We start from the raw sequence: 20,797 nt of genomic DNA, 5'->3' as shown, positions 1-20,797 counted from the left end.
GTGGCGCTCTTTTCGGGTGCGCCGGCGCGGGGCTCTTGAGGGCAGCGAGCACATCGGCGCCCCGGGCCCGACCATCGTCTGATGTCCGGTATGAGTGAATGTCCTGGTGAAGGGCGTGCTGCGGATCATCGGTGCCGGGTACCGCTCGGTAACAATCACGCAACGAACAACGGTTTCGGTGAGATTCCCCTGTCCCGGCTGAACAAACTCTGCGAATCTGCTTGGGGTCACACCGTGACATCCCCCACGCTTCCCCCGGGGGCACCCTCATGTCAGGAGCGAACGTGGAACGTCTGCAGACACCACCGCCGTCCCCGCGGAGCACCAGGCCGAAGTTGGCACGAACACTGGTGGCATCCGTGGCGGCGGCAGGATTGACCCTCTTGTCCGTCCCTTCCGCCTCCGCGGCGGATACCGATCAGTCCGAAGCGCTGGGGCAGGTGATCGCCAGCCAGGTGCTGGGTCAGGACCTGCTGGACGCCGGTTCCAGCGCGAGCGGAAACCTCAGCGACGCGGGCCCGAACGCCAACCCGCTGAACGTTGAGGCGCTCGGCGCCCTGAACGTCGACCTGGGCTCGATCTCCCTCCCCCTGGTCAGTGACACCGATGGTGGCGGGCTGCTGTACCTCGGCGCGGCCGGCGCCTTCTCGAGCTACGCCTCATCCCCGGACGCCACGACCTCGACGGCCAGCGCCGGGGTGCTCGGCGAGGACGGGGCCATCACCCCCGACCCGGGCGGCGTGGGCGAGTACGGCAGCGCGAGGGTCAATCTCACCGACCTGCTCGATCAGGCCGGCGTCTCTGGCCTGACCGACGACATCGTCGACGAGCTGAGCCTCGAGCTCGGCGCGCTCGGATCGACCGCTTCCGCGAACGGCGAGGACATCACCTCGAGCTACACCGTGGCCGACGGCCAGCTGCGCTTCCACTCGCCACTGGTGGGCGGCGTCGCCAGCGACGTCGACTCCACGATCACCGGAGTCGGCGGCACGATCGACGACACCCTGGGCACCGACGGCGCCCTGGGACAGGTCGCGAATGCCGTGGACATCGACGTCAACCTCGGTGTCGCGTCGGTCGAAGCCGGCGGTGGAACGGTCGGCATCGACGGGCTCGACACTGCCCTGGACGAGCTCAGCACCACCGTGCTGGACGAGCCGCTGACCGACGCCAACGGCATCGTCCTCATCGACCTCAACGACGGCACCATCACGGTGAACCTCGAAAACCTCGTCGAGGGCGATACCCTCAACGGCCTCGACCCCAACACCGAGTTGCTGAGCGCTGACACGATCTCGAAGATCACCGGTGCGGTCGACGAAGCGCTCGCCTCGCTCCCCACCAAGATCACCGAGGGCGTGACCGAGGTGCTGAACGCCACCGAGGTGCACGTCGAACTCCCTGCCAAGGTGACGGTCGCTCTCCTGAGCAGCAATGTCGACATCACTGTCGATGGGACGCTGGGTCAGCTCGCCGGCACGGCCGAGGGTGATCCTGAGATCGATATCGATGGCAGCCTGCCCGGTGGGATCAGCATCGGAGCGCTGCTGGCTCCCCTCAAGCCGGTCGTGCAGTCCGCACTCATTGATCCCCTGCAGGCGGTCGTCGGGCCGCTTCTCACGACGACGACCGATGAGCTGGCCGACGGACTAGACGCGGTCGTCGATCCGGTCCTGGAGGCCCTTGATCCGGTGCTCTCCGGTGTCCTGGCTCAGGTCGTCTCCATCACCATCAACGAGCAGCCGGAGCCCGGCTACCTGGGTGACGGATCGTTCACGGTCAACGCGCTCAGCCTGGAGATGCTGCCGAACGCCGATGCGGTGAACATCGATCTCGCCTCGTCCAGCGTTCGCGTGAGCGACGAAGCTGCGACGCCGGCCGTCACCGTCGATCCCGGGACCGTCGCGGATGGCGAGACCACCACGGTGGACGGCTCGGGCTACCCGCCGAACACCGATGTCTCGGTCCAGCTGGTCGATGAGAACGGTGACCCTGTGGGCGACCCGGTCTCCGTCACCACGGACGACGACGGCAACTTCTCCACCGAGCTGACGGTGCCGGAGGGCACGCAGGCTGGCTCCGACTACGGGGTCGTCGGCACCGCTTCCTCCGGTGAGGAGGCTCGGGCGGGCCTCGAGGTTACCAATGCGGACGAGCCCGGTGACGACAACGCTGCCGACAACGGTGACGACGACGCAGCTGACAACACGTCGGACAACACCGCTGACAACACGTCGGACAACGGTGATGACAACACTGATGCCAACACGGCTGACAACGGTGATGACAACACTGATGCCAACACGGCTGACAACGGTGATGACAACACGGCCGACAACACCGCTGACAACACGTCGGACAACACCGCGGACAACACGTCGGAGAACGGTGATGACAACACTGCTGCCAACACTGCTGACAACGGTGCCGACAACACCGCGGTCAATACGGCCGAGAACACGGCTGACAACAGTGATGACAACACGGCCGACAACACCGCTGACAACACCGCTGACAACTCGGCCGACAATGGTGCCGACAACGCCACTGACAATGGTTCGGACAACGGCAGCGACAGCGCCGCTGACAATGGTTCGGACAACGGCAGCGACAACGCCGAGGATCCGACGGTTGACGTCGACCCCGGCACGGTCGAGGACGGCGATTCCACGACCGTGACCGGTGACGGATTCCCGCCCAACACCGATGTCACCGTCCAGCTCACCGATCCCGATGGCAATGCGGTCGGCGATCCGGTCACCGTGACGACCGATGACGACGGCAGCTTCACCGCCGTGGTCACCGTTCCGGAAGGTTCGGACCCGGGTGAGTACTCGGTCGTCGCCACAGCGGAGTCCGGTGAGACCGCGAGCGCGGACCTCACGGTGACTGCTGCCGATGGAAGCAATGGCAACGGCGACAACTCGAGTGCGAACGCCTCGGGCAACGCCGGTGGCACCGGCTCCGGGACCAGCGGCTCGGGCAGCTCCGGGACGTCGAGCTACCCCACCGGGTCACTTGCCAACACCGGCGCCGCCGGCACCGCCGCGATGGTCGGCATCGCTGCGCTGCTCCTGATCGGGGGTGCTGCGAGCGTCGTGATCTCTCGACGTGCCGCTCGCTGAGTGAATCCCACCCATCGCTGATGGCCGCCTGGGCGACACCCCCGTGTCGCCCCGGCGGCCATCAGTCCGTCCTCCATCTCACTGCCACAAGCTCGCAGAACGGACACCCTGCATGGCAACGCCCCGCATCCGCAGATTTCCCGCGGCGGTCCTCGTACTGGTCGGTGCCCTCGCGACCGCACACATCGGGGCGACCCTCGCCTTCACGGGCCCCGAGACTCCAGTGAAGGAGTCGCTTCAGCCCGGTCTGAACCGTTACTTCCTCGGGCCTCTGGACCAGGGGTGGAGCCTCTTCGCCCCAGGCCCATACTCCCAGGACGAGTACATGCTGGTCCGTGCCTGCGTCAGCGAGCGTGACGTCTGCGCAGGCGGGACCGACGCCGGCGCCGAGTTCACGCCGTGGCGGCAGGTGACCGCGGAAGAGCAGGAAGCCGTGAAGTACAACGTCTTCGCCGACAGGGAGACCCGCATCTCGAAGGTCATCCACGGGCGCTTCTGGTCCGCCGCCGCGAAGCTCAACGACGAGCAGCGCGACATGGCGGAAGGCAATCACATCGATGGTGATCCTGTCTTCGGCGTCGACCTGAATTCGTCTGAAGCATCCGAGAAGTACTCTCCCGCCCAGCTCAGCACGCTGCGCTCCTACCAGCGTCTCGAAGACACAGCGGTCGGCCTGGGGACCCTGTACATGCGGCAGCAGTATGGGGACTTCGTGACGCTCGTCGAAGTGCGGATGATGCGCGAGTCCGTCCCCTCCTTCGACAAGCGGCACGAGAAGAATCTCACGCGATCGCAGTCCTGGACGAACATCGGTTGGCGACCCGCCACGGAGTTCGACGAGCAGGTGAGCGCAGCATGGAGCTGAGCCCCGCCTCTGCGCCCGTCCGCACCTGGATCCGGCGCCAGCGCCACCTCCCGGCCCGCCTGACCCGCCGCGTGACGACGTGGTTCATCGAGGACCGTCATGGTGACTACGGGTTCGCGGTGATGCGGATCGCCTCCGGGGTCTTCCTCCTCGGCTGGCTGCTCATCAATCTGCCCATCGCCTCCCGCGTCTGGGGGCCGGGCTCTGCGTACCTCCAGCCGTACCGGGAGATCTTGGGCTACAGCTTCCCCTTCGACATCCTCCAGCACGCGGGGCCCGGGATGTTCTGGGTCTGGTATGTGCTGACGACAGCTCTCGTCGTCACCTTTCTGCTGGGCTGGCGCACACGCATCGTGACGCCCTTGCTTTTCATCGCGTACACGACTCTGAACGGGCAGAACACGCCGATCTCCGACGGCGGCAACTACTTCATCCGGATCATGCTCGTCTATCTGATCCTGGTCGACGTGTCCCGCCGCTGGTCCCTGGACTCCCGGCGGCGAGCTGCGAAGGGCAGCACGGAGACCCAGACGGGATCCGTGCTGCACAACATCGGGCTGTGCCTGGTCGTGGCGCAGATCTGCACGGTCTACCTCGAGGCGGGTCTCTACAAGGTCCAGGGCGGACTGTGGCAGAACGGCACGGCCGTCTATTACCCGTTGCAGTCCGTGGCCTACGGGGTGTTCCCGCCGCTCGCGGACGTGCTGACCTACTTCGCCCTGCCCGTGTTCATCGCGACCTACGTGACCGTGCTTGCGCAGATCGCGTTCCCTTTCCTGCTGTTCAATACGATCACGCGCCGCGCAGTCCTCGTCGCTCTGCTCGGGATGCACCTGAGCATCGGCGTCCTCATGGGTCTTCCCTTCTTCTCCGGCATCATGGCCTCGGCCGATGCCGTCCTCGTCTCCGGCGCGACGTGGGTCGCCATCGTCTCCTGGCTGAAGGGGACACTCCTGGGCAACAGGCTCACGGAATCCCTCGTCGCACGCTTCCGGAAGCACCGCTCCAGAACTACCGCGACGGGCGGGGGCGACGAGGTGGAGGAGGCCGAGCCGGATACGGCCCCGGCGGAGCCCGGAGTCCGGGCATGAGGGCAGCGACCCGCCGCCCTGCCCGCAGTCCAGCGCGCGGCGCTCTCGTGCTCGCGCCGTTGCTCCTGGCCCTTCTCACTCCGGGATGTGCACAGCCGGCCGGGCCGCCGAACGAGTCCGCGAGCTCAGGTGGAGGAACCGAAGCAACCTCGTCGGCCCCTCCGAGTGCTGAGGCCGCTTCAGCCGATGCCTGCGCGACCTTCTGGGGCGACCCCACCTACGCCACGCCGCTGTCCCGTGACGTGCTCGACCGCGCCGCGACAGCGGCAGCCAACGGCCCGGACGACCCCGCCTTCTACGCGATGACGGGCGATGACATCGACGCCGGCTTCGTCCATGCCGACTCGGGGGCCCGCGATGCCGCGGGCGAGCTCGCTGCATGGATGCGGGAACAGCCGCGGCGCGGACAGGATGCCGACATGGACGCGTTCGTCTCGTCCTGGCGGGGTCTCGCTGCTGCATGCGCTCCGCATTCGGCGGCCGCAACCTGGGCGTCGGGCGCCGGTGAGACCGGTACGAAACCGTCCGCCCTCGTGTGCGCCGACATCGTGGACACGCCGTCCACTCTCACGGTCTTCGCCAATGCGAACGTGCTGACCTCCAACCTCTTCAAGCTCGTCGGCCGGGGACCGCGGACTGTGCCGGCCGACAGGATGGACGACGTGCGCGCGGCCGACCAGCTGCTGACTGAGGAGATCGGCGCCGCGGAACCGGGAGCTGTGCGGGACTCGCTCGAGGACGTGCGCGCCCCTCTGCGGGACGCCCTGAACGGCGACCTGCATTCGGACGGTCTGCAGGGGCCGCTCGACCGGCTCGCTGACGCGTGCACAGATGCGGACTACTTCGTCCCGCCCAGCGGTGAGGGCGACGACGAGGGGCTGGCATGAGCCGCGCCCGCTCCCGGGGCGCGAAGGCCGTGGGGCTCCTCGGGGAGGTGATGCTCACCCTCGCGGCGCTGGTCGCGCTCTTCCTGGTCTGGCAGCTGTGGTGGACCGATGTCGTCTCCCAGCGCGGCCAGGACCAGATCCTCGGCGAGCTCGACCAGGGTTGGGGGGACCTGGACACCCGGAGCATCGCTCCGCCCCAGGCCGGCGATCCTCCTGTCATCGATACGCCGGAGGACGGCGTGGTCTGGGGAACGCTATGGGTCCCGGACTTCCCTCGGGAGCGCATTCCCCTGGCCGAAGGTGTCGACCGTGAACGCGTCCTCAATGTGAAGGGAGCCGGGCACTATCCCCAGACCGCTCTGCCGGGGGAGGTGGGCAACTTCTCCGTGGCCGGGCACAGGAACACCTATGGTCGGCCGTTCTACGACATCGCGTCGCTGAGGAAGGGCTCGGTGCTCGTCGTCGAGACGGAGAAGACCTTCTACATCTATAAGGTGACGGCCTCCGAGGTCGTCGAGCCGAGCGACGTCGGCGTGATCGCCCCTGATCCCGATGATCCGAGCGCGGAGCCCTCGCGACGCCTGCTCACCCTCACCGCGTGCCATCCGATGTATTCGGACCGCGAGCGGTACATCGTCCACGCCGAACTGACCTCCTGGACCAAGCGCGAGGACGGCATCCCGAAGGAGCTCGTCGGGACGTCGGCGGCTCCCTCGGACAGTGCGGGGTGAGCTCCGACCGTCCGTGGCGTCCATGATGATTCGAATGCGAGAGGTTCTGCCGATGTACTCCTGGTTGTTCCGGCACCTGCCCGGACCGTTGTGGTTTCGGGTCGGGCTCGTCATCGTCCTCGTGGTGGTCCTCGTAGGCGCGCTCTTCCAGTGGGTTTTCCCGGCAGTAGCTCCCCTCCTGCCGTTCGATGGCGGGACCGTCGATTCCGCCCCGGCGTCGCCCTGACGGCTCGCGAGAGCCGTCCCACAGCCGTCATCCTGTGTGACGCGTGTCACTGGGTCCGAGCGTGAGGAATCCAGCCGCGACGACGTCCTCCTGGTGGAATGCAGAGGCGTCCCGTGGTCGCGGTCCAGCGACAGCGGTGCCGCCGGACCAGGAACGGTGAAGGAGCGGCGGGTGAGCGAGGCCTCCCAGGAGCGGCGCATGGATGAGCGCACCCTCGTGCTGCGCGCCCAGGACGGCGACGTCGACGCCTTCGAGGTGCTCATCGACCGGCACCAGTCCGCGCTGCTGCGCCTGGCATCGGCGGCGCTGCGCAACCGCGCCGACGCCGAGGACGTGGTCCAGGAGACCCTGCTGACCGCGTGGCGGCGCCTGCACCTGCTGCAGGACCCGGACGCGTTCCGGTCCTGGCTGCTGCAGATCTGCGCCCGGCGGTCCACGGACGTGGTGCGCCGCAGCGCGCGGCGCGGCACGGACCCGCTCGCCCCTGAGGACTTCCCCGAGCAGCCGGGCGTGGGCGGGAGCGTGGGCGCCGTCGGCTCCGGCAGCGGCGGCGCGAACGCGGGCGGCCACGGCGACCCGTTCGACGCGGTCGTGGTCGACGCCCAGATGCGCACGCTGCGCCAGCTCCTCGACGGGCTCGAGGCGAGCCAGCGGGAGTGCTGGGTGCTGCGCGAGATCGACGGCCTGGGCTATGCGGAGATCGCCTCCGCCCTGGACCTGCCGGAGTCCACCGTGCGCGGCCGCCTGGCCCGTGCCCGCGCGCACATCATCGCGAGGATGGAGGAGTGGAGGTGAGCATGCAGACGCCTCATGAGCCGGAGGAGAGCGAGCAGGGCGCGCCCGTCGAGCACGAGCTGCCCGTCGAGACCGCGGAGCAGTCGGCCGCGTACGACAGCCTGATCCGCTCGGCCCACCAGGAATGGGCGGAGCTGGAGAAGTCCGGCGACCCCAGCGTGTCCGTGTCCTCCGGGGCGCTCGCCGCGCTCAAGCGGTCCGTGCGCGCCGAGGTGCGCCGGGGTGCGCAGGTCGCGGTCCCGCCCACGCGGCGCGGCCCGATGTCGGTCTCCGAGCTGACCCTGCACACGGTGCTGCGACGGGCCGTGGACACGGTGCCGGACGCGCGCAGCCTGCGCGCCACGGTCGAGTACGCGGAGGAGGGCGCCGCCTCGCACGGCGGCCGGTCCGGCGAGAGGGGGATGCCGCGCGCGGTGACGCTGCGGATCTCCGTCCAGCTGGGCAGCCCCGGCGCGCGCGACCTCATGCGCCTGGCCGAGGACGTGCGCGGCGCCGCCGCGGCCGCGCTGCACCGCGACCTCGGCATCGACCCCGACCGCATCGACGTGCACATCGAGGATCTCCATGACCAGTGACAGCACCCGCATCAGTGAGAGCACCCGCATCAGCGACGACGCCCCCGCCGCGGCCGGCGCGACCGGTCGCGCCGGAGAGCGCGCGAGCAGGAGCAGCACTGGGGTCCTCACCGACGACCTCGTGCAGGCCGTGCTCGCCGTGCCGGGCGTCGGCGGTCTCGAGCCCGGCGTGACGAGCACGCTGCGGGCGCTCGACGCCCGGCTGCGGCGCCGGCCCGAGGCCGTCGCCCGCTACGGACTGCACCTCGAGGAGGCGCAGGCCCGGGTGGTCGTCGAGGTGGGGCTGCGCACCCAGGAGCCGCTGAGGCAGGTCGTCGAGGACCTCCAGGCCACGGTCGCCGGCGTCCTCGAGGACGCCGGCCACGGTGACCTCGAGGTGCTGGTGCGCGTGCAGTCCGCCTGAGCTGCAGTCCGCTTGAGAAGAGCGGACACACAGGAGTCCGTCGCCCGCTCGCAGGGGGTGCGAGCGGCGACGGCAGGCACGGGTTCATGCGGACGCGCGGGTGTGCGCGTCGGATCGGACCCGGCCACTTCCGGGGGGAGTGCCCGGTGCTCGGGGGAGCACCGGGCGCTCGGGGGATTCCCGTGGACACGGGATCCCACCCGGAACCGGGGGAGCCCCGGACACCGGGGGAGCGAGGGGAACAGGGACCCGCGAGGGGATCGAGGGAGAACAGGGCTCTCGGCGCGCAGGTGGGCGTGCCGGGGGCCCTGAGTCATGCCGGGCCGACGGGCAGGGTCAGCGGCGGGCGCGGCGGCCGTGGCCGCCGGCCGCGGCGCTCCGGCGCCGCAGCATCACGACAGCGACGCCCACGGCGCCCAGCAGCACGGTCCCCGCACCGCTGACGGCGAGGACCGGGCCGATCCCTGAGCCCTCGTGTGCGGACGCCGCGCGCGCCCCCGCGTCCTCCGCGTCTGCGTCGCGTCCACCGGAGGAGGAGACGGGGTGCACGTCGGCGGAGCGGTCGTCGCCGTCGGCGCTCCGATCCCCGGTCGAGCCGTCGCCCGTGTCGCTCGCGGACCCGGCGTCCTCGCCGTGGTCCGGGTCGGCCTGCGCATCATCGGCCGTGCCGCGCGAGGAGTCGTCCGACGCCGTGCCGCTCGAAGAGCCTGATCCGGAGCCCTCGGCGCTCTCGCCGTCGTCCGCGTCGGACCCTGCGGCTCCTGCGCCGGACGAGTCGTCGCGGCCCGAGGCGCTCGAGGAGCCATCGGACCGGCCGGCGCCGGATCCGCCCTCGGCCGCGTCCGCGCTGTCGCGACCCGCGGAGCCTGCGTCGTCCCCGCTCTCGTCGCTCGAGGCGCCCGCACCGGAGGACGAGCCCCGACCCGAGCCCGCATCCTGCGAGGCAGAGTCGTCGGAGCCGTCGCCGCCCGTGCCATCGGAGCCGCTCGTGCTGCCGGAGTCGCCGGAGTCGTTCGACGTGCCGGAGCCGGCGGACGAGGAGTCGTCGGACCCGTCGGCGTCGCCCGCGCCGCCAGAATCGGCGCCGCCCGAGTCCGCGTCACCCGAGTCCTCGCCGGCCGAGGAGCCCCCGCCGGTCGAGGACCCCGAGCCCGTGCCGGAGTCATCGTCGGAGCCGTCCGCGCCGGAGGACCCGGAGCCCGAGGAGCCGTCGTCGCCGGAGCCGCTGCCCGAGTCCGAGCCATCGTCCTCGCCGTTGCCGTTGCCGCCGGCGTCCGACGATCCCGAGCCGCTGCCCGTGTCGTCGGAGCGTCCGTCGGCCCCGTTCCCGGGCCCGTCGGACCCGCTGTCATCGGTGCCCGACGCGTCGTCCCCGCCGACGTGCACGCGCACCGAGCCGGACTCGCTGCTGTCGCGGCCCTCGAGGGTGATGCGCACGTCGCCGGAGTCGGGGAGCGCGACGCGCGTGCGGACCGTGCCGTCGGGCTCGACGGCGACGGGGCCCGTGGTGGTCGTGCGGTCGCCCACGATGTTCACGTCGACCGAGGTCGTGGAGTCGGAGAAGCCGCAGGCCTGCACCTGGACGCTGTCGCCGGGAGAGACGTCCTCCGCGTCCGCCACCACGGTGAGCGCGCTGCACACCGCGGGGAGCTGCGCGGCCTGGGCCTGGGCGGGCAGGAGCAGGCAGGGAAGCAGCACCGCGGCGCCCACGGCGCCGATGCGGCGTCGTCCCTGGGGCACGTGGTCGTCCTCCTCGCGGGCGGTCCTGGCCCTGTGCTGCTCGACTGCTGATGGCTGTGCGGCTCGTGGCCGCTGCATCCCGGTCCGTGCCGGTCGCGTCCGCCGGCGGCGGCTCGTGGCCGCCGATTCCGGCTGTGCCGCGCCTGTGGCGCGACTGCGCGGTGCGTGTGCACCGCCCGGGAACCCTGGTCGGTCCGCGGGCCGCTCCGTAGAATCTATGAACAGGACAGCATCCGTGCGCGTCGGACCGGGCCAAGGTCTGGCAAACATGTGGTCCGGGTCCATGCATGCCTGTGCATCGGCGCACGGATGGGTGCGTGGGACGGCCCGCAGTGGTCGACTGTGCGCTTCGTGCCCGCCCCGCGGGCCCCGACCCCGGTCGGGACGCGACGTCGCGCGGAGCGTCCGACGTCCGCGAACGAGGAGAGCAGATGACACAGAGCCCGATGAGGACCGCGGACACCCCCGCACCCGACGGCACCGGCCCCACGGGCCGCCGTCGGGCGAACGGCGCGTCCGACGGGACCGGCAGCACGGCCGGGTCCGACGCGGCGGGTGCCTCCGACGCCCCGCTCTCCCCGGCCACGCTCGAGGAGATCGCCGGCACCGCGCGCGACGTCGTCGACGAGATCTCGACGGTCGTCGAGGGCAAGGCCGACGCCGCGTCGCTCGCCGTGATGGTGCTGCTCGCCGGCGGCCACGTGCTCGTCGAGGACGTCCCCGGCACCGGCAAGACCATGCTCGCGAAGTCCCTGGCCGCGGCGCTCGGCGCCGACCGCCACCGCATCCAGTTCACGCCCGACCTGCTCCCCGGCGACGTCACCGGCGCGAGCATCTTCGACCAGGCCGCGGGCCGCTTCGAGTTCCGCCCGGGCGCCGTGTTCACGCAGGTCCTGCTCGCCGACGAGATCAACCGCGCCTCCCCGAAGATCCAGTCCGCGCTGCTCGAGGCGATGGAGGAGCGGCAGGTCAGCGTCGACGGCCAGACCTACGCCCTGCCCGAGCCCTTCATGGTGGTCGCGACCGCGAACCCCGTCGAGATGGAGGGCACCTATCGCCTGCCCGAGGCGCAGCGCGACCGCTTCCTCGCCCAGATGACCATGGGCTACCCGGTGGCCTCGGCCGAGGCGCGCATGGTCTCCGCCCAGGCCGGGCCCGTGCCCGACGGCGACCGCGAGCTCGTGGACTCCGTGCGCGCCCGCACAGATCCCGCGACGATCGCGGCGTACGTGCGCGCGATCCGCCGGGTCCACGCCGCGCCCGCGCTCGTCGAGTACGCGGTGCGCCTCGCGGCCGCGACCCGGGAGCATCCGCGCAGCGTGCTGGGCGCCTCGCCGCGCGCCGGCGTGCACCTGCTGCGCGCCGCGAAGGCGCATGCGGCGATGGGCGCCCGAGGCTTCGTCGAGCCCGGCGACCTGCGCGCCGTGGTCGGCCCCGTGTGGCGCCACCGCCTGCACCTCAGCCCCGGGGCCCTGTCCCGCGGCGCCACGGCCGACGACGTGCTCGAGGACGTGCTCGCGCAGGTCCCCGTGGCCTGATGAGGAGCGCATGATGGCGACCGCGACGACCGGAGCCGTCGGTGTGACGGGTGCGGCCGGGGCGTCGAGTGCCGTCGGCGCGGCGGGCGCCGCGAGCGCCCGCGCCCGGCGCACCCGGATCCGTCCGACGGCCCGCGGCGCCTGCCTGCTGGTCGTCGCCGTGCTGCTGTGGGCGGGCGGGGAGATCACCGGGCTCGCCGCCGGCCGCCTGATCGGCATCGCTCTCGTGCTCGCCCTGCTGCTGTCCCTGGCCGCGGTGCTCCTGCTGCGGATCGGGCTCGGGCTCTCGCGGCGCGTGCTCGACGACGCCGTGACCGCAGGCGCCCCCGCCCGCGTCGACCTGCGCCTGCTGTCCACCGCGCTCGCCGCCCGCGTGCCGCTGGGCAGCGGGACCGTGACCGCGCAGCTGCCCGCGGGCCTCGGCGGACCCGGCGACCTCCGTCTGGCCCCGCGCATGCCCCACCACGTGCAGGTGGGCGGGCGCGGCATCCACGAGCTCGGCGCCTGCCTGATCCGCCTGCGCGACCCCTTCGGCCTCCTGCAGCTCAGCGCGCGCATCGAGCTGCCCGGCCGCATCGTCGGCCTGCCCGTCGTCGAGCCCGTGGACGACGCCGGCACCAGCCGGATCGGCATCGGACGTCGCGACCTCGAGAGCGCCGGCGCGGCGATCGGCAGCGGAGAGCTCGGCGTGATCCCGCGGCCCTACGCCCCGGGCGACGACATGCGCCGCATCCACTGGCGGGCGAGCGCCCGCGCCGGACGGCTGATGACCCGCGAGGAGGAGCCGCCCCGCAGCGAGGGCGCGGTGATCGTCCTGGACACGCGCCTGCCGCGCGACGCCGAGGGCGACGAGGTGGGCGCCGAGCGCCGCGACCCGGTGCAGGACAGGATCCTCGACCATGCCGCATCCCTGCTGGTCAGCCTCGCCTCCCACGGATGGGAGACGCGGGTCGTGGACGCCGACGGCGACGAGATCACCCGCATGGTCGGACGCGCCGGCGGGGCCTCGCCGCTCGATGCCGAGGCCGGCGCGATCGGCGTGCGCGCCGCCCTCATCGACCTCGCGGGCGTGGGCTTCGGCGACGCCCCGCAGGAGCGCGGGAAGCCCGTCACCCTCGACCACGCCTCGGGCCGCGTGGACCTCGCGATCGCGCTGGGCCCCGACCACGGCGACCCCTTCGGCGCCCTCGAGCTGGACCGCTTCGCCGCCCGCGCCCCGCAGCGCACCGCGATCGCCGTGCGCCCCGCCGCGGCCGGCGACGAGCGGGTGCGCAGCGCCCACGACGGCACCTGGCTGCGCCTGGACGCCCCGGCCGATGCGCGCCTCGGCGACGTCCTCGAGGCCGGATCATGAGCGCCCCCGCCCCGACCGGCGCGACCGCCGCCTCGACCGACCCCGGGAGCCGCGGGTCGGGGGCTCAGGCGGCCACCCGCACGCGCACGCCCGGCGAGGCCCTCCACGAGAGGCTCATGGCGCGCCCTGTGCGGATGAGCCTCGTGCTCGCTGTCGCGGTGGTGCTCGCCGCGATCCCCCTCTCGCAGCTGCTCGACGGTGCCGACTGGTTCACCCTGCCGCTCGGGGCGGCGGTCGTGGTCGGCGGCCTCGGGGCGATCGTGCGGGCCTTCAGCCCGCGCCGGATGCGCGCCCTCCCCGTGCAGGTCGTGGGCCTGATCCTGCTGTGCGTGGGGGTCGAGGCGGCCACCGGCGCGCTGCCCGTGGGCGGCCCGGCGGCCCTCGTGACCGGGCAGGTGGACGTGATCCGCCAGGGCGTGAGCATCCTCTTCCAGGCGCAGGCGCCGCTGGTCCTGGCGCCCTCCTCGCGCATCGTGGTGCTCGCCCTCATCGGACTCGTGGTCCTCGCGCTGGACATCCTCTGCGTCGAGGGCGGCTGGCACATGGTCACCGCGCTGATCCTGCTGGGCTTCATGCTCGTGCCCGCCCTCATGCGTCCCGACGGCGGCGGCTTCGCGAGCAGCGTCGGCCCGATCCTCGCCGCGCTCGCCGTCCTCGCCGTGAGCGGCCTGCCGGATCGCCTCGGCCCGCGCAGACCGCGCGGCCCGCGCGGGCAGGGGGCCGACGGGGGCGAGGAAGCGCAGCACGGCGCGGCTCGTCCCGCCGGTCCCGGCGCCGCCGGGGACCGCATGGGCCGACGCGCCGCGCTCGGCCTGATCGGCGCGGGCGCCGTGGCGGTCGCGACGCCGGCGGTCTCGGCCGTGCTGCCGCGCGCCCAGGACCCCGTGTTCCTGATCGACCTCGACCGCATCAACGCCTGGCAGGGACGCGCCGGGGCGCTCGGCGGGGCGATGATCGACGACTCCGTGTCCGTGCGCCGCAACCTCATGCAGGGCCGCGAGCGCGAGATGCTGCGCATGACGACGGACGTGGCGCAGCCCGGCTACCTGCGCCTGCAGGCGCTCACCCAGTTCGACGGCCAGAGCTTCCAGGCCGGCAAGCAGCGCGGATCGACCTCCCGGACCACCTCGGAGTCGTTCTCCGACCGACGTCTCGCCTCCTCGCGCCCCGACGGCGATCCCGTCTACGACCTGCACATCACCGAACTGATCGGCGACCGCCTGCCCACGCCGTTCCCGATCCGCTGGACCGACGCCGGGGACTCCACCGAGCTCGCGCGCACGGGCGCCAGCAACGGCGAGCTCGTGGTCGACGGGGGAGCCCGGGACCTCTCCGGCATGCGCTACTCGGTCGCCGTCGACGACACCTCCTTCGGCCCCGACGAGCTGCGCGACGTCTCCGACGCGGACATGCGCATCCCGTACGACAACGGGTACGTGAACGTCAGCTCGACCCCGTCGATCCACGCGCTCGCCACCGAGATCTCGCAGCAGGCCGATTCCGAGGCCGCCTACGACGTCGCCACCGCGCTCGCCGCCTACTTCCACGAGAACTTCGAGTACTCGCTCACGGTCACCTCGAAGCCCGGCGAGAACCCGATCGACGCCTTCCTCGCCGAGCGCGTGGGCTACTGCGAGCAGTTCGCCGCCACGTTCTCCCTGGTCATGAACGACCTGAGCTTCCCCACACGCGTGAGCATCGGCTTCACCGCGGGCGATGTCGACGGGGACGCGCGCACCATCACCAACCACCACGCGCACGCCTGGCCCGAGACCTGGTTCGGCCCCGGCCACGGCTGGGTGCGCTTCGAGCCCACGCCCGCCGCGGCCGACAACGGCGTCTCGACCCCGACCTTCGCCACGGACACTCCCGACCCCGACGAGAGCGCCGAGGACACCCCCAGCAGCGAGGCGACGCAGGCCGAGGACACCACGAGCGCCGACGAGGAGACCACCGAGGCCGACACCACCACGGAGGACACGACCGCATCGAGCGAGAGCAGCTCCGCGAGCGACGACGGCGCGGGCCCCGCCGCCGCCGTCCCCTGGTGGGGATGGGGCCTGGGCGGCGTCGGCGTCGCCGGAGCCCTCGTCGGCGGAGGGGCGCTCGCCCGCTCGGGCGTGCGGCGCCGTGCGCTGGCCGCCCGCGAGCAGCGCTGGGCGCAGCTGGACGCGTCGCAGGCCGCCGAGCTCGCCTGGACCGACGTGGTGCGCGCCGTCGACTACCGCGCCTGGGCACTCCACCTGCTGGGCTGGAGCCGGCTCTACGGCAAGGATCCCGTGGTGCTCGCGCTCGATGCGGCGCTGCCGCCCGGCGAGGCGCTGACCCGACTGCTGGACGACGCGGAGGCGGCGGGCCTGGAGGTGCCCGACGGGACCCGCGAGGCGGCCGCGCGGATCGCTGCGGCGGTCACGACGGCGCGGTACGCCCCCACGCCGACGGCGGGGGACACGACCTCAGGGAAGGCGGGAGCCGCGGAGCAGGGCGAGGCCGATCCCGAGGGCGAGGGCCCTCGGGGCCGGCGGGAGGCGCAGGGCCTGCGCGAGGATGCGGATGCGGTGCGTGCCGTGGTGCTCTCCCGCGCCCAGCGGCGCCCCGGAAGCGACGATCTCCCGGATTGATGCCTCGTCGCTGCCGGCGTCCCCGCTCCTCAGTGCGGCCCGGGGACCGGCGACCCGGGCGCTCCCGCGATGAAGCTGTGCTGGATGCCCGCGATGCGCCAGTCGCCGTCGACCCTCACCATGCTGAACGTGGTGCGCGTCGTGGGAAGGGGATGGCCCCGTGCTTCTCCGCGGACATCGAGGCGAGCGATCACGAGGGCGCAGTCGCCGTGCTCGCGGATGGTCACCTCGTTCAGCGAGAGCGCGTCGTAGCGGAGGTCGCCGCTGCGGAGACGGTCGATCCAGGCGTCACGGGGGAGCTGGAACCCGACGGGGCCGATGCCCTGGAAGTCCTCCGTCAGCAGGGTCTCCGTGGTGCGGGCGTCGCACCCGCGCTCGGCGTCGGCCCAACGGGTGATGGTCTGATCGATGGTGTTCATGACGGCTCCTTCGGTGTGGTGATACGGGGCGCGGTGGTGCGGGCCCGGGTGGCTCCGGACAGTGCGAAGCCGATGACGACGAGCCAGACGAGCGCGGCGAAACGGCCGAGGAGGGCTAGGAATCCCAGTGGGGCGATCACCAGCGAGAGGACGCTGACCTCGCAGATCGCGGCGACGACGAGGCCCGCCCAGGGGAGCGGCGCGGGAAGCATCCGCCCGAGGAGCCCCGGGACCGCGATCCCGGCCACGAGCAGACCGAGGCCGAGGGTGTGCGCGACACCGCCGGAGCCCTGCGCGAGGAGTTCCGACGCCCGTGCGAGTCGGGGATCGGAGGCGATCGCCTCGTGGCTCAGCGTCCATGTGACCAGGGCGGACAGCATGAGCATCGACGAGGCGACGACGCCGCCGAACAATGCGATCGCCGGTCCGGGAACGTGGAACCCCTGTCCGCGCAGGTGCGAGTAGAGCGTCGCCGCGAGGATGCCCAGCGGGACCGCCGAGCCGAGCAGCAGCATGGCCGACCACTGCATCGCGGTGCCGTACTGGTCCTGGGGAGCACCGGCGAGGCTTCCGAACGATGGGGAGCCGCCCATCGGCGCGGCCACGAGCAGGCTCGCGATCACGAGTGCGAGGGACACGGCGCCGACGATCCCCGGGTGCGGGCCCATGGGTCTGTGTCGTGCATGGGCGGCGGGGGTCGTACGAGGGACGTCTTTGAAGTTCATGCCAGCGATAGTACACGCTATGAATGATGTGTCCAGTGCTCTATTCTCGTGGCATGACGCCCTCGCCACCGCCTCGCCACCGAATCGCGTTCCTGCTCTCCCAGCTGGGGTCCGACGCCTCGGCCGGCTTCGAGCGGGCGCTCGGGGAGCTCGGGATCACGCCCGGGGACGCGGGGGTGCTGCGCCTGGTGGGGCGGAATCCCGGCGTCAGCCAGCGAGCGGTGAGCGAGCAGGTGGGAGTGGGGCCCAGCCGGATCGTCGCGGTGCTCGACCGCCTGGAGGGCAAGGGGCTGCTCGAGCGCCGCCGCAGCCCCCGGGATCGCCGCAGCCACGAGGTCAGCCTCACCGAGCACGGCAGGGAGGTGCTCGAGAGGCTGGGTCCGATCGCGCGGGATCACGAGCGTGCGTACATCGAGCCCCTGGAGCCCGAGGAGGTCCACCAGCTCCAGTCGCTTCTGGAGAAGGTCGCCACGGCCCGGCAGCTCTCCGTCGAGGTGCATCGCGGGACCTGAGGCGGTCACCGGCCGATGTGCCGGAACCGGTCCCCATCGGTCGCCCCTCGTTGGGGCGCGTTGTTCAGTTCAGCTCCCCACGGCCACGGCCACGGCCACGTCTGCGCTGGGCTGCCAGCCGAGCCGCACGGCGCGGACCCACGCAGGGCGGTCGGCGGGGATCGGCGACGCGGCGCAGTGGATTCTCCACGCGCGTCCGTCGGGGACGGGGGAGCCGATCGCGTTCCTCGGTGAGCCCATGCTGTCCGCGGCCGACGGCGGGACCTCGGGCTCGTGTGCCGCGGGCGGGTCATCGGTCCAGATGATGGTGGCGGAGGATTCGCTGCAGCGGGCTTCGACCGCGCCGTGCGCGACGACGACCTCGGGTTCCGGTGTGCGCGGCCAGTCTCCGCCGGGGCGCCAGCGCTCCTGCAGCTCGTCCTCGGTGAGGAAGCCCAGGTCGCCGATCTGCTCCTGCCAGTCCGTGAGAGCGGTCGAGAGCCGGGCCAGGGTCTCTGCGTGCTCTCGGTCTCCCGCGAGGTCGTGCTCCTCGTGCGGGTCCTCGAGCAGGTCGTACAGCTCCTCCTCGGGTTTGCTGGGAGCGACGAGGGTCCTCTGCAGCGGCGTGAGGGAGCTCGGCAGATCGCCGATCGCCCGCTGGGTGACCTCCGCGGTCGCCAGGCGTCGCATCTCCGCCCAGGTGCTCAAGCCGTCGGGGTAGGTGCAGTGCTGCATCGGCGAGCGGTCCGGGTGGTAATGCCGGATGTAGCGGTAACGGGAGTCCCTGACAGTGCGCGACATGTCGTGCAGATCGCCCATCCGGTCCCTGCTGGCGAAGACATAGTCGTTGGTGTGCTCGTCGAGGCGGCCCGAGCTGTCGAGGAAGGGTCTCGCCTGCATGTGGTCGGGAACCTCGAGACCGGCCGCGGCGAGCATGCTCGGGGCGAGATCCATGAGGTGCACGAGCGCCTCTGTCCTCGCGCCTGGGGTGATGCGACCAGGCCAGCGGATGATGAGAGGTTCGTGAAGGCCGGAGTCGTTCGCCCAGCGCTTGGCACGGGGCATCCCGCGACCGTGGTCGCTCCAGAAGACGACGATGGTGCTCTGCGCGAGACCGTCGTCCTCGAGCTGCTGGAGGATCGTGCCCACCCAATGGTCCATCTCGCCGATGAGGTCGAGGTAGCGGGCCCAGGCGACCCGGAACACCTGGGTGTCCGGATAGTAGGGCGGCAGTTCGACGTCCTCCGGGGCGTGCCGGTCCTCGAGACGCACGTGCGGCACGCGCTCCTCGAAGGACTCCTCGTCCAGATGGATCTGTGACTCGTGGGTGATGAGCCCATGGAAGGTCGCGAAGAACGGCTGGTCAGGGTCCGGACGGTCTCGCCAGTGCGCGGTGTCGCTGCACTCGTCGAAGGCGCTCGACGGCGTCGCCATCTGGAAGTCCGTGAAGGAGTTGTTGGTGACGTAGTAGCCGGCCTCGCGGAAGTGCTCGGTGAACATGCGGACACCGGCCGGCGGGACGGCCTTCGAGCGCATGTGGATCGTCCCGATGGACGCAGGATGGCAGCCCGTGATGATCGCCGAGCGGGAGGGCGCGCAGATCGGCGCCGAGGCGAACGCATTGTCGAAGCGGAGTCCCTCGGACGCGAGATCGTCGAGGTGCGGGGTCACCGCGTGCTCCGCGCCGGGGTAGGCGCCGGCGTAGCAGCCCAGGTGGGGATTGATGTCGTGGGTCGTGATCCACAGGATGTTGGGTCTGCGGGGCGGGGACTGCGTCTTCTCGTGTGTCATCCGAGGTCCTTTCAGGCGGAGGGCACGGCGCTGCGACGGCGCGCCTCGAGCTCGTCGGTGACCCTGCGGGCGTCCCGGGGGTAGGTGAAATAGAGGGCGCCGAGGATGACTCCGTTGACGGCCATGAGCACGAACAGCACCCAGAAGAACACGCCCTGGATGCCCAGTGCCTCGGCGAGGTACCCGGCGGAGAGTGAGAACAGCGCCCAGGCGATCGTCTGGAAGAACGACAGGAAGATCGCGAAGGCCTGGCCGCGCAGCTCCGGCAGCACCACGGACATGACGATCGGGCGGTTCACCGGCGGGTTCATGCCCTGCGTCGCCCCGAACAGCGCCCAGAAGATCGCATACACCCCGATCGAGCCCCATTCGAACTGAGTGCCGAGCAGTGCGGTGATCGCGAAGAGGAACTGAGCCGCCTGGATGAAGACCACGCGACCGTGGTCGGGCAGGACCCTGTCGAGGAGCTCGACGGCGTAGCCGCTGAGGAAGGTGGCGATCACGTATCCCAGTCCGAACGGCACGAGGACCGTCGCGGCGGTGGCATTCGAGAACCCTCGCTCGGTGACGAGGAACTGGATGCCGAAGACGGTGATCAGGAGGTGTCCCGAGAGCAGGCGCGAGAGCATCATGATCGAGAAAGTGGGGATGCGGAAGAGCGCGAGGACGCCGCGGATGGTCACCTTGGACGCTCGGCGCGACTCATCGAGATCCGCGAGCTGGGCCTCCGCCGCACCGATGCCCGGCTCGCGGTAGAAAGCGGTGATCAGCAGGGAAGACAGCAGGCAGATCCCGCCGATGATCCACATGCCCCAGCGCCACCCGTCAGGGTGTCCGGAGAACAGGGCGAGGACGGGGCCGATGAACGACGAGACGGCGGTGAGGACGCCGTAGTAGTAGCCGGTGGCCCGCGCCCGGGACCTCTCGTCGAACGAATCGGCGATGATCGCGTTCGTCAGGGGCTGTCCCGAGCTCACGGTGCCTGCCAGGAGCGTGTTGAACAGCAGCAGGGTGATGAAGCCCGGGGACATGCCGGCGGCGATGCCGAGCAGTCCGCCGATGACGTTGTTGAGGACGAGCGCCTGCTTGCGGCCGATCCGCGTGGCGATCCAGACCCACATCGGACCGAACGGGATCGCCGCGAACTTGCCCAGGGCGCTGAGGATGCCCAGGTGGCCGTTGTCGAGGCGCAGCGCGGCGGCGATCGAGGGGAAGAGAGTGTTCAGCAGGCCGGCCTCGGTGTTGTCCACGACCTCGGCGCCGGTGATCGTGATGAGGTTCCGCCAGCGGTGGGGCACCTTCGTGGAGGGGGCGGGTCCGGTGGGTTCGAGTGCGGGTGCAGCCGTGCCCTGTGCGGGATGGGTCATGGTGACTCCTGTCGTCGTCGTCAGGTGCGGGGCGTGACTGCTCGCCGACGAGC

General features: G+C 71.5%; 17 protein-coding genes. 12 read left to right on the top strand and 5 right to left on the bottom strand.

The features are described 5' to 3' along the window. Positions 1 to 284: 284 nt before the first annotated feature. The 8 genes from FHG10_RS06420 (at position 285) to FHG10_RS06385 (ending at position 8,698) form a co-directional block, all read left to right on the top strand. A complete protein-coding gene (locus FHG10_RS06420) occupies positions 285 to 3,125 on the top strand; it encodes a choice-of-anchor G family protein (RefSeq protein WP_193636213.1) in 2,841 nt (946 codons plus the stop codon). A 112-nt stretch (positions 3,126 to 3,237) separates the two neighbouring features. Then, positions 3,238 to 3,990 carry a DUF5819 family protein gene (locus FHG10_RS06415; protein ID WP_193636212.1) on the top strand — a complete coding sequence of 251 codons (753 nt, stop codon included), beginning with the start codon at positions 3,238 to 3,240 and terminating at the stop codon, positions 3,988 to 3,990. Continuing rightward, the gene (locus FHG10_RS06410) at positions 3,981 to 5,081 is read left to right on the top strand and encodes an HTTM domain-containing protein (protein ID WP_152352469.1); all 1,101 of its coding nucleotides are present in this window, start codon (positions 3,981 to 3,983) and stop codon (positions 5,079 to 5,081) included. The genes FHG10_RS06415 and FHG10_RS06410 overlap by 10 nt, the downstream gene beginning before the upstream one ends. 242 nt (positions 5,082 to 5,323) lie before the next feature. After that, positions 5,324 to 5,968 carry a hypothetical protein gene (locus tag FHG10_RS06405; protein ID WP_152352468.1) on the top strand — a complete coding sequence of 215 codons (645 nt, stop codon included), beginning with the start codon at positions 5,324 to 5,326 and terminating at the stop codon, positions 5,966 to 5,968. Next, entirely contained in the window at positions 5,965 to 6,699 is a 735-nt protein-coding gene (locus FHG10_RS06400) for a class E sortase (RefSeq protein WP_152352467.1), read from the top strand. The genes FHG10_RS06405 and FHG10_RS06400 overlap by 4 nt, the downstream gene beginning before the upstream one ends. Before the next feature lie 397 nt (positions 6,700 to 7,096). Then, positions 7,097 to 7,720 (top strand): RNA polymerase sigma factor, encoded by a 624-nt coding sequence (locus FHG10_RS06395; RefSeq protein ID WP_227488074.1) that lies wholly within the window; start codon positions 7,097 to 7,099, stop codon positions 7,718 to 7,720. Next, positions 7,717 to 8,295: a hypothetical protein gene (locus FHG10_RS06390; RefSeq protein WP_152352466.1), complete on the top strand. Its 579-nt coding sequence runs from the start codon at positions 7,717 to 7,719 to the stop codon at positions 8,293 to 8,295. Before FHG10_RS06395 ends, FHG10_RS06390 begins: the two co-directional genes overlap by 4 nt. Next, entirely contained in the window at positions 8,285 to 8,698 is a 414-nt protein-coding gene (locus FHG10_RS06385; RefSeq protein WP_152352465.1) for a hypothetical protein, read from the top strand. Before FHG10_RS06390 ends, FHG10_RS06385 begins: the two co-directional genes overlap by 11 nt. 336 nt (positions 8,699 to 9,034) lie before the next feature. Here the strand turns inward: FHG10_RS06385 and FHG10_RS06380 are convergent, their stop codons facing one another. Further along, on the bottom strand, positions 9,035 to 10,438 hold the full coding sequence (locus FHG10_RS06380; RefSeq protein ID WP_152352464.1) for a hypothetical protein: 1,404 nt from the start codon (positions 10,436 to 10,438) through the stop codon (positions 9,035 to 9,037). 431 nt (positions 10,439 to 10,869) lie between these two features. On the opposite strand from FHG10_RS06380, the gene FHG10_RS06375 reads away from it, so the two are divergent. The 3 genes from FHG10_RS06375 to FHG10_RS06365 are packed head-to-tail and all read left to right on the top strand — an operon-like array spanning position 10,870 to position 15,951. Beyond that, on the top strand, positions 10,870 to 11,976 hold the full coding sequence (locus FHG10_RS06375) for an AAA family ATPase (protein ID WP_227488073.1): 1,107 nt from the start codon (positions 10,870 to 10,872) through the stop codon (positions 11,974 to 11,976). 13 nt (positions 11,977 to 11,989) lie between these two features. Next, complete coding sequence (locus tag FHG10_RS06370; RefSeq protein ID WP_152352463.1) at positions 11,990 to 13,330, top strand: DUF58 domain-containing protein; 1,341 nt, start codon at positions 11,990 to 11,992, stop codon at positions 13,328 to 13,330. Beyond that, positions 13,327 to 15,951, top strand: coding sequence for a transglutaminase family protein (locus tag FHG10_RS06365; protein ID WP_152352462.1), 2,625 nt, complete (start codon positions 13,327 to 13,329; stop codon positions 15,949 to 15,951). The genes FHG10_RS06370 and FHG10_RS06365 overlap by 4 nt, the downstream gene beginning before the upstream one ends. Before the next feature lie 29 nt (positions 15,952 to 15,980). On the opposite strand, the gene FHG10_RS06360 is transcribed toward FHG10_RS06365, so the two are convergent. Both FHG10_RS06360 and FHG10_RS06355 read right to left on the bottom strand, forming a co-directional pair. Next, positions 15,981 to 16,370 (bottom strand): nuclear transport factor 2 family protein, encoded by a 390-nt coding sequence (locus FHG10_RS06360; RefSeq protein WP_152352461.1) that lies wholly within the window; start codon positions 16,368 to 16,370, stop codon positions 15,981 to 15,983. Beyond that, a complete protein-coding gene (locus FHG10_RS06355) occupies positions 16,367 to 17,008 on the bottom strand; it encodes a hypothetical protein (protein ID WP_193636211.1) in 642 nt (213 codons plus the stop codon). The genes FHG10_RS06360 and FHG10_RS06355 overlap by 4 nt, the downstream gene beginning before the upstream one ends. Positions 17,009 to 17,148: 140 nt before the next feature. Here FHG10_RS06355 and FHG10_RS06350 point away from each other — a divergent pair, with 140 nt between their 5' ends. Continuing rightward, complete coding sequence (locus tag FHG10_RS06350; protein ID WP_152352460.1) at positions 17,149 to 17,607, top strand: MarR family winged helix-turn-helix transcriptional regulator; 459 nt, start codon at positions 17,149 to 17,151, stop codon at positions 17,605 to 17,607. A 69-nt stretch (positions 17,608 to 17,676) separates the two neighbouring features. Here the strand turns inward: FHG10_RS06350 and FHG10_RS06345 are convergent, their stop codons facing one another. Continuing rightward, on the bottom strand, positions 17,677 to 19,377 hold the full coding sequence (locus FHG10_RS06345) for a sulfatase family protein (RefSeq protein ID WP_152352459.1): 1,701 nt from the start codon (positions 19,375 to 19,377) through the stop codon (positions 17,677 to 17,679). 11 nt (positions 19,378 to 19,388) lie between these two features. Continuing rightward, a complete protein-coding gene (locus FHG10_RS06340; protein ID WP_152352458.1) occupies positions 19,389 to 20,744 on the bottom strand; it encodes an MFS transporter in 1,356 nt (451 codons plus the stop codon). Positions 20,745 to 20,797 lie beyond the last annotated feature (53 nt).

The sequence above is a fragment of the Brachybacterium subflavum genome, from assembly GCF_009299795.1.
GTDB lineage: Bacteria > Actinomycetota > Actinomycetes > Actinomycetales > Dermabacteraceae > Brachybacterium > Brachybacterium subflavum.
Note: the sequence above shows the minus strand (reverse complement) of the source record. Positions and strands in the feature narration are given on the sequence as shown.

Excerpts from the sequence above, each read along its gene's own strand:
- FHG10_RS06370 (WP_152352463.1), top strand. The coding sequence starts at position 11,990 with ATGGCGACCGCGACGACCGGAGCCGTCGGTGTGACGGGTGCGGCCGGG.
- FHG10_RS06365 (WP_152352462.1), top strand. The coding sequence starts at position 13,327 with ATGAGCGCCCCCGCCCCGACCGGCGCGACCGCCGCCTCGACCGACCCC.
- FHG10_RS06375 (WP_227488073.1), top strand. The coding sequence starts at position 10,870 with ATGACACAGAGCCCGATGAGGACCGCGGACACCCCCGCACCCGACGGC.
- FHG10_RS06415 (WP_193636212.1), top strand. The coding sequence starts at position 3,238 with ATGGCAACGCCCCGCATCCGCAGATTTCCCGCGGCGGTCCTCGTACTG.
- FHG10_RS06350 (WP_152352460.1), top strand. The coding sequence starts at position 17,149 with ATGACGCCCTCGCCACCGCCTCGCCACCGAATCGCGTTCCTGCTCTCC.
- FHG10_RS06410 (WP_152352469.1), top strand. The coding sequence starts at position 3,981 with ATGGAGCTGAGCCCCGCCTCTGCGCCCGTCCGCACCTGGATCCGGCGC.
- FHG10_RS06360 (WP_152352461.1), bottom strand. The coding sequence starts at position 16,370 with ATGAACACCATCGATCAGACCATCACCCGTTGGGCCGACGCCGAGCGC.
- FHG10_RS06400 (WP_152352467.1), top strand. The coding sequence starts at position 5,965 with ATGAGCCGCGCCCGCTCCCGGGGCGCGAAGGCCGTGGGGCTCCTCGGG.
- FHG10_RS06385 (WP_152352465.1), top strand. The coding sequence starts at position 8,285 with ATGACCAGTGACAGCACCCGCATCAGTGAGAGCACCCGCATCAGCGAC.
- FHG10_RS06340 (WP_152352458.1), bottom strand. The coding sequence starts at position 20,744 with ATGACCCATCCCGCACAGGGCACGGCTGCACCCGCACTCGAACCCACC.
- FHG10_RS06345 (WP_152352459.1), bottom strand. The coding sequence starts at position 19,377 with ATGACACACGAGAAGACGCAGTCCCCGCCCCGCAGACCCAACATCCTG.